We start from the raw sequence: 11827 nt of genomic DNA, 5'->3' as shown, positions 1-11827 counted from the left end.
GCCGGGCCCGTTCTCTTGAAGGGGTCGGGGTCGGGGTCGGGGTCGCGGTCGCGGTCAGCTCCGCCCGAGCGCCGCCAGCAGCTTCCCCCAGACGCCGCCGAAGGCGCCGTTGGACATGGCCACCACCACGTCGCCGGGGCGGGCCTGGGCCGCCACCGCGGCCACCAGGGCGTCCACCTCGGCGAAGGTCGCGGCCGGGGTGCCGGCCGCCGTGAGCTCACGGCAGACGGCCGCCACGTCGAGCCGCTCCGACTCCGGCACCCGGTCGGTGGGGGCCGGGGTGAGCAGGAAGACGCCCGCCGCGCCGCTCCAGGTGGCGGCGGCGGCATAGTCGGCCTGGTGCAGGTTGCGCCGGCTGGTGTTGGAGCGCGGCTCGAAGCAGGCCAGCAGCCGCGCCCCGGGGTGGCCGCCCTGGATGGCGGCCAGGGTCTTCTGGACCGCCCGGGGGTGGTGGGCGAAGTCGTCCACCACGGTGACGCCGCCGGCCACGCCGCGCACCTCCTGGCGGCGCTTCACGCCGTGGAAGGCCGCCAGCCCGGCGGCGATCTCGGCGGGCGAGAGCCCCAGCGCCGTGGCCGCGGCGGCCACGCCGAGCGCGTTCTCCACGTTGTGGGCGCCGCCCACCGGCAGGAGCACCTCCGCCAGCGGGGCGCCCTGGCGACTCAGCGTGAAGCGGGCCCCGTCCGCCCCCAGGCGGAGGCCGCGCGCCTCCCAGTCGGCCCCTGGCCGATCCACCGCGTAGGTCTCCACCCGGCAGCGGGCCCGGCCAGCGATGCGCAGCACGCTCTCATAGGAGGCGCAGGCCGCCAGGAAGCCGTCCGGGGGCATGAGGTCGGCGAACCGCTCGAAGGCCGCCTCGTAGTGGGCCTCGTCGCGGTAGATGTCGGCGTGGTCCAGCTCGCAGCTGGTGAAGATGGCGGTGCGCGGCCGGTAGTGCAGGAACTTGGGCCCCTTGTCGAAGTAGGCGGTGTCGTACTCGTCCCCCTCGACCACGAAGTGGGGGCCGGCGCCCAGCCGGTAGTTGGACTCGAAGTCGCGGGTCACGCCCCCCACCAGGAAGGACGGGTCGCGGCCGGCGTGGTGCAGCAGGAAGCCGAGCATCGCCGAGGTGGTGGTCTTGCCGTGGGTGCCCACCACCACCACGCCGTGGCGCGGGGCGATGAACCGCTCGCCCAGCGCCGCCGGGAAGGAGAGGTGCGGCAGGCCCCGCTCGCGCATGGCGACGGCCTCGGGGTTCACCTGGCGGACCACGTTGCCCACGATGACCAGGTCCGGCCGGGCCCGGTCGAGGTTCTGGGCGGCGTAGCCGCTCATGGCCTCGATGCCCCAGCGCTCGAGCTGGGTGGACATGGGCGGGTAGACGTTCTCGTCCGAGCCGGTCACCTCGTGCCCGGCCGCCTTGAGCATGCCGGCGAACGAGCCCATGCCCGTGCCGCACACGCCGATGAGGTGCACCCGCTTCACCTTGGACCAGTCGACCACGCACGCCTCCGCCAGCACCGACCCCGACCTCGACCTCGACCTCGACCCCGACCCCGACCTCGACCTCGACCCCGACCCCGACCCCGACCCCGACCCCGACCCCGACCCCGACCTCGACCTCGACCCCGACCCCGACCCCGACCCCGACCTCGACCTCGACCCCGACCCCGACCCCGACCTCGACCCTGTGGCCCCCTCACCCCGGCCCTCTCCCCCACGGTGTGGGGGAGAGGGTGAGCAGACCGACCCCGACCTCACCCGACCCCGCAGCCCCCGGCCACCGCGTCGTGGAACCTGCGCCGCAGCGCCAGCATCCGCCCCTTGTGCACGCCCACCGGGTGGACGTGGTTGGTGAGCAGCACCGCCACCAGCTCCTCGTCCAGGTCCAGCCAGAGCGAGCAGCCGGTGAACCCCAGGTGGCCCAGGCCGCCTCGCCGCCCCAGCCCCAGGCGCGTGCCCAGGCTGGAGGCCTCGCCGCTGGGCGTGTCCCAGCCGAGCGCCCGCGCCGAGCCCGGGGTGGCGTCGCGGGCGGCGAAGAGCGCGGCCTCGGGCGGCACCACCGAGGCGCGCCCGGCCAGGGCGTCCAGCCAGGCCTGGCCGATGGCCGCCACGTCGGCGGCGGTGGAGAAGAGCCCGGCGTGGCCGGCGGCCCCGCCCATGGCCCAGGCGTTGTCGTCGTTGACGGTGCCTTGCAGCCGCTCCTCGCGGGCCTCGCTGAAGCCGGTGGGGGCGCAGGCCCGGCCGGCCAGCCGCGCCAGCGTGGCGGCCGGCTCCAGCCCGTCCACGAAGAGGGTGGCGGCCAGGCCGAGCGGGTGGGCCACCCGGGCCTGGAAGAGCGTCGGCAGCCGGCCGCCCAGGGCCCGCTCCACCACCATCCCGAGCGCCATGAAGCCCGGATCGGAGTAGACGGCCCGGGTCCCGGGCGGAGCCTCCAGCGGCTCGTGCAGCAGCGCCGAGGTCACGAGGGCGCGCCCCACCGAGAAGGGACCGGACAGCGCGCCGAAGGGGGGGCGGGCCGCCGGCGGCCGGAAGACCACCCCGGCCTCCGGGTCGCCGGCCACCAGCTGGTGCCAGGGGCGCCACCAGGCCAGCCCGCTCGAGTGGGCCAGCAGCTGCCGCACCGTGACGCGCTCCTTGCCCTCCGCCTCGAAGCCGTGGAGCCAGCCGGCCGCCGGCGCGTCCAGGTCGAGCAGCCCCTCGGCCACCGCCTGGGTGGCCAGCGTGGTGGTGCACAGCACCTTGGTCAGCGAGGCCACGTCGAACAGATCGTCCGGCCCGAGCGGGCGCAGGCCCGGGGCGGGCAGCGTGCCGTACCAGCCCTGGTGCACCAGCTCGCCGCGCCGCGCCACCACGGCCGAGAGCGCCGCGGCCACGCCCTCGGCGCGCCCCTGCTCCAGCACCTGGGTGACCGCCGCCAGCTCCGCCACCGGTCAGGCCTCCCGCGGGGCCAGGCGCGTGGGCGGCGGGGTGGCGGTGGCCCCCTCGTCGAAGAGCAGGCGCGGCGGCCCCTCCTCGCCGGGTCCGGGCGCCACCAGGGTGGCCCGCGGACCGAGCGGCAGGGCCAGGTTGCGGTCCTCGTGGCCCACCGGCAGCCCCTCGATGGCCGGCACGCCGAGGGCCCGCACCAGCTGGCGCACCACCTCGGCGGCGGCGCCGTCGCCGTCGTCGCAGGCGGTGAGCTGGCCCACCGCCACGCCGGCCAGGTGGTCGAGCGCGCCGGCCAGGCGCAGCTGCGTCAGGGTGCGGTCGAGCCGGTAGGGGCGCTCGCCCACGTCCTCCAGCACCAGGATGGCGCCGTCGAGCGGGGGCAGGTACGGCGTGCCGCACAGGGCGGCCAGCAGCGTGAGCGAGCCGCCCAGGAGCGGCCCCGAGGCGCGGCCCGGCACCAGCGTGGCGGTGCCGACCAGTCCGGCCCCCGGCGCCGGCGCGGACCACGGGCCGGCGGGCGGGGCCCGCCCCGTGAGCAGCGCGGCCAGGTGCTCGATGGCGTCGTCGGGGGCGCGCCCCAGCTGCGTCACCACCGGCCCGTGCACGGTGGCCAGGCCGGCGCGGTTGAGCAGGGCGTGCAGGGCGGTCACGTCGGAGAAGCCCACCAGGATCTTGGGGCGGGCCAGCAGCGGCGCCGGGTCGAGGTGGGGCAGCAGGCGCATCACGCCGTAGCCGCCGCGGGCGCAGAAGATGGCCCGCGCCTCGGCGTCCCCGACCGCCTCGCGCCACTCCTCCAGGCGCCGGGCGTCGCCGCCGGCCAGGTAGCCGGTGCGGGACGACAGGTCGGCGCGGTGGCGCGGCCGCAGCCCCAGCCGATCGCGCAGCACCGCCAGCCCGGCCTCGAAGGGCGCCGGGTCGAAGGGGCTCGACGGGGCCACCACCCGGACCACGTCACCGGGCACGAGCGGCGGAGGGCGGATCACGGCGGCAGGATACCCGCGCGGGATCCCCGGGTCGAATCCGCGGCGGCGACGCGCCGCTGCGACCCCGCGTGAACGGCGGCGGCCGCCCGGCGCGACCCCACCCCGCCGTCCAGGCCGCACCGGGCCGGAGAGGCCAGGACCACGGGCCCGGGCGGCGCCTGGCCGGGGCGGGCGCCATGTGGGTGCTTGGAGGTGGAGGTGGCGTTTGTTAACGTCCTCGGTCCCCGGACCCATCCCCCTGATCCTGCGCGCCGCCGCTGCGCGCCGCCGCCACGCAGCCGAAAGGAGCACCGAGATGCCCACCAAGCCCCAGCTGGAAGGCGAGGTCTTCTACCCGACGGCCGAGGTCGTCGCGCAGGCCCGCGTCAAGAGCTGGGACGAGGTCGCGGCGCGCGCCTCGGCGGACCTGGAGGGCTTCTGGGGGGCCGAGGCCGAGGAGCTCGAGTGGTACCGCAAGTGGGACAAGGTGCTCGACGACTCCAAGAAGCCCTTCTTCCAGTGGTTCAAGGGCGCGCAGTGCAACATCGTGCACAACGCCCTGGACCGCCACCAGCGCACCTGGCGCAAGAACAAGCTCTCGCTCATCTGGGTGGGCGAGCGGAACGAGGTCCGCACCTACTCGTACTTCGCGCTCAACCGGGACGTCTGCAAGTTCGCCAACGTCCTCAAGGCCATGGGCGTGAAGAAGGGCGACCGCGTCACCATCTACATGCCGCGCATCCCGGAGATCGTCATCGCCATGCTGGCCTGCGCCAAGATCGGCGCGATCCACTCGGTGGTCTACGGCGGGTTCTCGGTGGACGCGCTGCAGGGGCGCATCGAGGACTCCGAGTCGAAGGTGGTGGTCACCGCCGACGGCGGCTTCATGAACGGCAAGGTGGTGGAGCTGAAGAAGATCGTGGACGACGCCGTCCGCAAGTGCCCCACCGTGGAGACCGTCATCGTGGTGCAGCGCACCGCCCACGAGATCCGCATGGAGGCCGGCCGCGACTACTGGTACCACGAGCTCATGAAGCTGCCGCTGGCCACCGGCAGCTGCCCCACCGAGGTGATGGACTCGAACGACCCCCTCTACATCCTCTACACGTCGGGGACCACCGGGAAGCCGAAGGGGCTGACCCACGGCCACGGCGGCTACATGACCGGCATCCACGCCACCCTGAAGTACGTCTTCGACATGAAGGACGAGGACCGCTACTGGTGCGCCGCCGATCCGGGGTGGGTGACCGGCCACAGCTACATCGTCTACGCCCCGCTGCTGTGCGGCGCGACCACCTTCATGTACGAGGGGGCCCCCACCTACCCGTACCCCAACAAGTGGTGGTCGCTGGTCGAGAAGTACGGCATCACCATCCTCTACACCGCCCCCACCGCCATCCGCGGCCTGATGCGCTTCGGCGCCTCGTGGCCGGCCCGCCACGACCTCTCCACCCTGCGGCTGCTCGGCTCGGTGGGTGAGCCCATCAACCCCGAGGCGTGGAAGTGGTACCACCGCGAGATCGGCCGCGGCCGCTGCCCCATCATGGACACCTGGTGGCAGACCGAGACCGGCATGTTCCAGATCACGCCGGTCCCGTCGATGCCGCTCAAGCCGGGCTCTGCCGCCAAGCCGTTCTTCGGGCAGGAGGCGGTGGTGCTCGACGAGAAGGGCGCCGCGGTGGCGGACGGCGAGGAGGGCTTCCTGGTCCTCAAGAAGCCCTGGCCGGCCATGGCCACCACCATCTACAAGGACGCCGAGCGCTGGGCCAAGACCTACTGGACCACCTACCCTGGCATGTACTGCGCCGGGGACTCGGCCAAGCGCGACAAGGACGGCTACTTCTGGGTCATCGGCCGGACCGACGACGTCATCAAGGTCTCCGGCTACCGGCTCGGCACCGCCGAGGTGGAGAGCGCGCTGGTGTCGCACCCGGCCGTCTCCGAGGCGGCGGTCATCGGCCTGCCGCACGAGGTGAAGGGCCAGGCCATCCACTGCTACTGCGTGCTGCGGCAGGGGCGCGTGGCCTCCGACGATCTGGCCGAGGAGGTGCGCAACCACGTGGCCACGCACATGGGCCCCATCGTCAAGCCGGAGAAGGTCACCTTCGTGGACACCCTGCCCAAGACCCGGTCCGGCAAGATCATGCGGCGGGTCCTCAAGGCGCGCGCCCAGGGGCTGCCCGAGGGCGACGTCTCGACCCTGGAGGACTAGGGCTCGACGGGCGGGGGGCCTCCGCGGTATCCACTCCCCGCCCCTGCCGTCCCCACCCAATGGAGACTCACCAGTGAAGACCGCCCTCACCGCCACCCTCGCCGCCTCCCTGCTCCTCGCCGCCTGCGCCCCCTCGGCCCCGCCGAAGCCGGCGCTCAAGACCGACGACGACAAGACCGTCTACGCGGTGGGCGTGGCCATCCACAAGAGCCTGGAGACCTTCGCCTTCACCCCGGCCGAGCTGGACCTGGTCCTGGCCGGCATCAAGGACGCCGCGGGCAACAAGGCGGAGGTGAAGCTGGAGGAGAAGCAGAACGACATCCAGAAGCTGGCCCTGGCGCGCCGCGCCGCCGCCGGCGCCGCCGCCCAGAAGTCGGGCGGCGAGTACCTGGAGAAGGCCGCCAAGGAGCCGGGCGCGGTCAAGACCGCCTCCGGCCTGATCTACATCCCGGTCAAGGAGGGCACCGGCGCCGCGCCGGCGGTGACCGACCAGGTGAAGGTGAACTACAAGGGCAAGCTGACCGACGGCAAGGTGTTCGACGCCTCCGAGAAGCACGGCGGTCCGGCCACCTTCCCGCTCAACGGCGTCATCCCCTGCTGGACCGAGGGCGTGCAGAAGATGAAGGTGGGCGGCAAGGCCCGCCTGGTCTGCCCGGCGGCCATCGCCTACGGCGACCGCGGCGCGGGCGGCGACATCCCGCCCGGCGCCACCCTCGACTTCGAGGTGGAGCTCCTCGAGATCGTGAAGTAGCGGCGCAGGCGGCCCCGCGGGGCCGCTCTGGTGGTCGCCACTGGAGCCGGGGGGTCCGCGGGAGCGGGCGCTCCGGCTCCTCGCTTTCCTGACGTCGCCGGGGAACGGGGTGGCCCGGGGGCGCGCCGAACGGCTAACCTGTCCTCCCCGGCCGCTCCTGGACGGCCCGCCGAGAGGAGGTCACATGAAGCGCGCGCTCATCCCCGCCATGGTGGCCACCTCGGTGCTGCTGGCCGGCTTGCTGGGCTTCCTGGCCTGGAAGCGGTTCCTGGCCGCCCCCCCGCCGCCACCGCCCGCCGCCGAGCAGGTGGCCCACGCCCCGGCCGCGCCAGCGGCGGTCACCACCCCGACCCACGCCGAGGCCGGCCACGGGGCGGAGGCGGCGACCCCGACCCCGACCGCGACCCCGACCCCGACCGCGACCCCGACCGCGACCCCGACCGCGACCCCGACCGCACCCCCGGCCCACCGCGACGGCCACGGCGAGCCACCATCCGCCGGCGCCGATCGGCGCAGCGCGGCGCAGCGCGACCTCGAGCGCCAGCGCGCGCAGGAGGCCGCCAACGCGGCCATCTTCTCCGACCGGCCGTCCACCGGAGACGAGCCGCCGGAGCCCGGCCAGGTCCGCAGCGGGCCGCGCATCCCGACCCTGCGCGCGCCCAACCGCGCCATCGCCCGGGCGCCCTACCTGGCCCAGCCCCTCCCCGCGCCGCGCGCCCCGCGCGACCAGGCCTCCCCGCGGGACGCCCCGATCCACCGCGCCACCGGCCCGACTCCCGCGCCGGCGTCGGGGCCGGCCCGCGCGCCGGGTGGCCCCCGCCTCACCGGCGCCATCTCCGGCACGCTGCGCCGCGCCGCCGGGGCCCCGCTGCCGGGCACCACCGTGCTGGCCCTCACCAGCGCCGGCGACGACGCCTTCGAGACGGTCACCGACGACGAGGGCTTCTTCCTGCTGGCCGCCCTGGAGCCGGGGCGGTACCTGCTCTTCGCCGGCCTGGGCGGGGGCGGGGCCGCGCGCCTGCCGGCCCGCGCCGTGGAGGTGGCCAGCGGGGCCGTGTCGCGCGCCGACCTGCGCGAGCCGGCCGGTGGCGCCACCGTCCGCGTCCGTGCGCTCGGCGCCTCGGGGGCCCCGGTGCCCGGCCAGGCCGTGCTGGTGGCCGGCCCGGTGCCCGCCCCGGCCTCCCTCCCGGCGCTGCTCGGCAGCGACGCCATCTTCTTCCCCGAGCCCGGCGCGGGGGGCGTGCTGACCCGCGTCCCGGCCGGCGTCTACACGCTGGTGCTCCTGCAGGAGGCCGGCGCCCCGCCGCGGGTGGCGCGCCAGCGCGTCCTGGTGCGCGGCGAGGGCGAGCAGCAGATCGAGCTGCGGCTCCCGGCCGACGTGCTGGTGGCGCGGCCGGACGCCGGATGACCCGCGGCGCTGGCCGGCGCGGCGGGGGCGCGCCGTGACGCTCCGCGCGCTCGACGAGCCGGGCCCCTTCGAGGCGGTGCTCTTCGACTTCCACGCCACCCTGGTGGACCAGGGAGACCCGCACGCCTGGCTGGAGCTGGCCTGGCGGCACGCGGCCCGCCCCGCGACGGCGCGAGACACCCTGGGGCCGGCCCGCGCCGACCGGCTGGCCGCCTGGGTCGACCGCATCTGGGAGCACGTGCTGGAGGTCGACCCGCACAACCAGCGCGACCTGTCCTCGCGGCGCCACCGGGAGGTCTACGATACCCTGGTGGCCCGCCTCCCCGAGGTGGACCCGGCGCTGTCCCAGGCCCTCTACCAGGTCATGCTCGAGACCTGGATCCCCTACGACGACGCCCTGCCGGTGCTGCGCGAGCTCAGGCGGCGCGGCCTGAAGCTGGCCCTCATCTCCAACGTGGGCGTCGACGTGCGCAGCGTGCTGGAGCGCGGCGGGATGGCCGGGCTGTTCGACGCGGTGCTCCTCTCCTTCGAGGTGGGCGCCGTGAAGCCGCACGCGCCCATCTTCGAGCGGGCGCTCTCGGCCCTGGGCGTCGCCCCGGGCCGCGCCCTCATGGTGGGCGACAGCGCCCGCGACGACGCCGGCGCGGCCCAGCTGGGCATCCGCACCCTGCTCCTCCCGCGCACCCGCGGCGCGGTGCACGGGCTGGACCTGGTGCTCCGGCTGGTCGGGCCGTGAGCCGCGGCCGGGCCGGCCCGACACGGGCACCTCAGATCGGGCGCACCCGCTTCCAGTAGACCAGCTCCCCGACCCCCGGCAGCACCAGCCCCGGGAGGGCGCCCACCCGGCTCCAGCCGTGCCGCTCGTAGAAGCCCTGCGCCGCCTCGTTGAAGTCGGAGCAGAGCAGGAAGGCGTGGGCGCACCTGGCCGCCACCTCGGCCTCGAAGGCCGCCAGCAGCGCGGCGCCGGCGCCGCGGGCCTGCGCCTCGGGCAGCACGGCCATGAGCCGGAGGTAGCCGCCCAGGCCGAAGGTCCCGTCCCGCAGGTACCAGGCCAGCCCGGCTGGACGTCCCGCCTCCACCGCCAGCAGCAGCCCGTCGCCGCGCGCCAGCGCCGCGGTCAGGTCGAGGGCGATGCGCCCTTCGCTCCGCCCGTAGCGGACCAGCAGCGGCAGGCGCGCCAGCCCGGTCGCCAGGGCGGGGAGGTCGGCGGCGGTGGCGGGGCGGAGCTCCATGGCGGTGCCTCAGGGTGCGCCGGGCGTGGCCCAGGAGTCCAGCGACGGGGTCGGGGTCATGACCAGCGGCACTGCGCCCCCCAGCAGCGTGGCGCTGACGACCCTCGTGGCCCCCGCCGGCAGGTCGAACCAGAGCCGCGCGCCGGCCGGATCCGCGGCGGCTGGACGGCCGTCCACCCACCAGTCGAGGCCGGGCACCGGCGCCGCCAGGGTCAGCCCCTCGAGCCCGTGCGCTCCGTGGTTCACCACCTCGGCGGCGCCGTCCGACCGGTAGCGGACCTCCACCTCGCCGAGGGCCCGCAGCCGGTCGCCGGCGTCGGACCAGGGCAGCGAGACCAGCCGGCCGGCCGCCGCGTGGCTGGCCAGGCGGGCGAAGGCCTCGTCGAGGTCCGGGGCCACCTCCAGCCCGCCGCCGGGCGCCCGCCGCACCGCCAGCCGGGCCTCGGCCTGCGCCCCGCGGGTGCTGGCCGGACCAGCGCCCAGGTAGGTGTGGCCCACGAAGAGCCCCTGGTCCCGCTCCAGCCGCGCCAGGGCCTCGTCGGAGAGGGCCGCCGCCAGCTCGGCCGGGGGCGCGTAGAAGAAGCTGGTCTGGAAGAGCCAGAGCCCGGGCTCGCCTGGCAGGGGGTAGAGCACCGGGCAGGGCGCGCCGGGCGGCGCCGCGGCGAAGAGGTCGGCCGCCTCCACCCGCCGGAAACCGGCCACGTCACCGGCCGCCCAGCCCCACCGCACGCCGCCCTCCACCAGCAGGTCGGTGATGCCCGGGGCGCCGCCGGTGGCGCCGCGCGCCGACAGCGCCTCGCAGTTCACGTACGGCTCGTGGTCGATCCAGACCGCCGGGGCCCATCGGGCCGCCGCCTCGAGCCCGGCCGCGACCTGCGCCCGGTCGTCCCGCCCCTCGCTGACGGAGTGGAGCGCCACCTCGGAGCCGGCGGCCGCCAGCCGCCAGGCCAGCGCCGCGGTGGCCGGATCCGCCAGCGTGCCTGGCCCGGGCCAGGCGAAGAAGCTCCGCGTCACGGCCAGGCCGCGCCCCAGCAGCCCGGCCCCGGCGCCGCCCTCGGCGCGGGGGTCGGAGTGGCCGTACAGCACGGCGCGCAGGGCGCCCGCCTCGGTCCGGTCGGCGTGGTCGGTGAGCACCACCGCCGCGCCGGCGCCTCGCGGCCAGCGCAGCGGGACCAGCGGCCCGGCCCCGCCGGGCGCCCGCGGCCAGAGGGTGGCCTCCAGGTGGTCCTCCTGCCCCGGGAGGCGCTGCGCCAGCGGCCAGGGGCGCTTGCGCTCCAGGCCGGCGTAGCTCCGCGCCGCCTGCCCGTCGAGGCGGGGCAGCGCCTCCAGGCAGTCGCGGTAGGTGGCGAAGGGGCGCTCGGCCGCGTCGTCGAGGTAGAGCGTGGCGGTGAGCCCGTCGTCCCGCGGCGTGGCGGCCAGCGCGGCGGCCACCAGCCCCGGCCCGCCGGTGAGCAGCGCCGGACCGGCCCAGGCCAGGAGCGGCGTCCCCCGGCCGGTGCGGACCGGCCGATCGAGCGGCCTCGCCCTGAGGTCGCGCCCCACCGCGCCGGGCCAGGCGCCGGCCCAGCCGAGGCGCAGCGCGGCCCGCTCCAGCCCGGCGGCGCGCCGCCAGCGCAGCCGCACCGAGAGCCGCCTGGCACCGCCCGGGCGCGGCGCCAGGCGGACCTCCGCGTCCAGGGCCGGCGCCTGCGCCAGGCCGACCAGCGCCCCGTCCGGCTCGGTCCGCCAGGTGAGCGGCAGCGCCAGATCGGCGGCCGCGGGGCCCGCCCCGCCGGGTCCCTCCGGGCCAGCCCGGTCCGGCCCGTGGGCGGCGCCGGGCGCCGCGCGCACCTCCAGGCCCACCGCCAGCCGCAGCACCGGGCCGCCCAGGTCGAGCGCGAACGTGGCCGGGGCGGCGGCGACCAGCAGCGCGAGGAGGGGCGGCAGCGCCACGCCTGCTACCGCACCCACTCCGCCGGCTCGAGCGTCAGGAGCGCCAGCGCCTGGCCGTCGTCCTCCGCCGGCGACGCCGAGACGCGGAGCTCGACCCGGCACGGGGCGCCGTCGCGCACCAGCACCATGGCCACCGGCACCCGGTCCACCCGCCCGCCGGCGATGGCGGCGGCGATGGCCGCGCGCACCGGGCACTGGGCGCAGCGCGGCCCGCGGCCGCAGCCGGCGTCGCGGGCGTTGAGGCAGCCCATCAGCTCGCCGGCCGGGCGGTCGAAGGGGGCGCGAGCCCAGCCCGCCAGCAGCGCGCCGGCCGGGCCATTGGCGGCCACCACGCCGGCGTCGGGCCGGCACAGGAAGGCGGGAACCTCGAGGCCGTCCAGCAGGGTGGCGGCGGTGGGCCTGGCGGCGTGTCTCACGGGT

10 protein-coding genes are annotated in these 11827 nt (G+C 76.7%); 4 read left to right on the top strand and 6 right to left on the bottom strand.

Features of this window, described 5'->3' with window-relative positions; all coding sequences use genetic code 11:
* Positions 1–54: 54 nt before the first annotated feature.
* The 3 genes from mpl to IPO09_05100 form a co-directional block, all read right to left on the bottom strand.
* Positions 55–1482 (bottom strand): UDP-N-acetylmuramate:L-alanyl-gamma-D-glutamyl-meso-diaminopimelate ligase, encoded by a 1428-nt coding sequence (mpl, locus tag IPO09_05110; protein MBK9516732.1) that lies wholly within the window; start codon positions 1480–1482, stop codon positions 55–57.
* A gap of 254 nt (positions 1483–1736) precedes the next feature.
* Positions 1737–2909, bottom strand: a complete 1173-nt coding sequence (locus IPO09_05105) for a beta-lactamase family protein (GenBank protein ID MBK9516731.1) — start codon at positions 2907–2909, stop codon at positions 1737–1739.
* A 3-nt stretch (positions 2910–2912) separates the two neighbouring features.
* Positions 2913–3890: an LD-carboxypeptidase gene (locus IPO09_05100; GenBank protein MBK9516730.1), complete on the bottom strand. Its 978-nt coding sequence runs from the start codon at positions 3888–3890 to the stop codon at positions 2913–2915.
* Between the two features lie 298 nt (positions 3891–4188).
* On the opposite strand from IPO09_05100, the gene acs reads away from it, so the two are divergent.
* From acs to IPO09_05080, 4 genes are all read left to right on the top strand, one after another.
* On the top strand, positions 4189–6084 hold the full coding sequence (gene acs / locus IPO09_05095) for an acetate--CoA ligase (GenBank protein MBK9516729.1): 1896 nt from the start codon (positions 4189–4191) through the stop codon (positions 6082–6084).
* A 43-nt stretch (positions 6085–6127) separates the two neighbouring features.
* Positions 6128–6835 (top strand): FKBP-type peptidyl-prolyl cis-trans isomerase, encoded by a 708-nt coding sequence (locus IPO09_05090; GenBank protein ID MBK9516728.1) that lies wholly within the window; start codon positions 6128–6130, stop codon positions 6833–6835.
* A gap of 184 nt (positions 6836–7019) precedes the next feature.
* Positions 7020–8243, top strand: coding sequence for a carboxypeptidase regulatory-like domain-containing protein (locus IPO09_05085; protein MBK9516727.1), 1224 nt, complete (start codon positions 7020–7022; stop codon positions 8241–8243).
* Between the two features lie 34 nt (positions 8244–8277).
* A complete protein-coding gene (locus IPO09_05080) occupies positions 8278–8979 on the top strand; it encodes an HAD family hydrolase (GenBank protein MBK9516726.1) in 702 nt (233 codons plus the stop codon).
* A gap of 31 nt (positions 8980–9010) precedes the next feature.
* Here the strand turns inward: IPO09_05080 and IPO09_05075 are convergent, their stop codons facing one another.
* From IPO09_05075 to IPO09_05065, 3 genes are read right to left on the bottom strand one after another with little or no spacing between them, the layout of a single operon-like run.
* Positions 9011–9475: a GNAT family N-acetyltransferase gene (locus IPO09_05075; protein ID MBK9516725.1), complete on the bottom strand. Its 465-nt coding sequence runs from the start codon at positions 9473–9475 to the stop codon at positions 9011–9013.
* A 9-nt stretch (positions 9476–9484) separates the two neighbouring features.
* Positions 9485–11407, bottom strand: a complete 1923-nt coding sequence (locus tag IPO09_05070) for a hypothetical protein (GenBank protein ID MBK9516724.1) — start codon at positions 11405–11407, stop codon at positions 9485–9487.
* A gap of 5 nt (positions 11408–11412) precedes the next feature.
* Positions 11413–11823, bottom strand: coding sequence for a hypothetical protein (locus tag IPO09_05065; protein ID MBK9516723.1), 411 nt, complete (start codon positions 11821–11823; stop codon positions 11413–11415).
* Positions 11824–11827: the final 4 nt, after the last annotated feature.

This window comes from Anaeromyxobacter sp., from assembly GCA_016718565.1.
In the GTDB taxonomy this organism is placed as follows: Bacteria; Myxococcota; Myxococcia; order Myxococcales; family Anaeromyxobacteraceae; genus JADKCZ01.
This window is presented reverse-complemented; position numbering and strand designations above follow the sequence as displayed.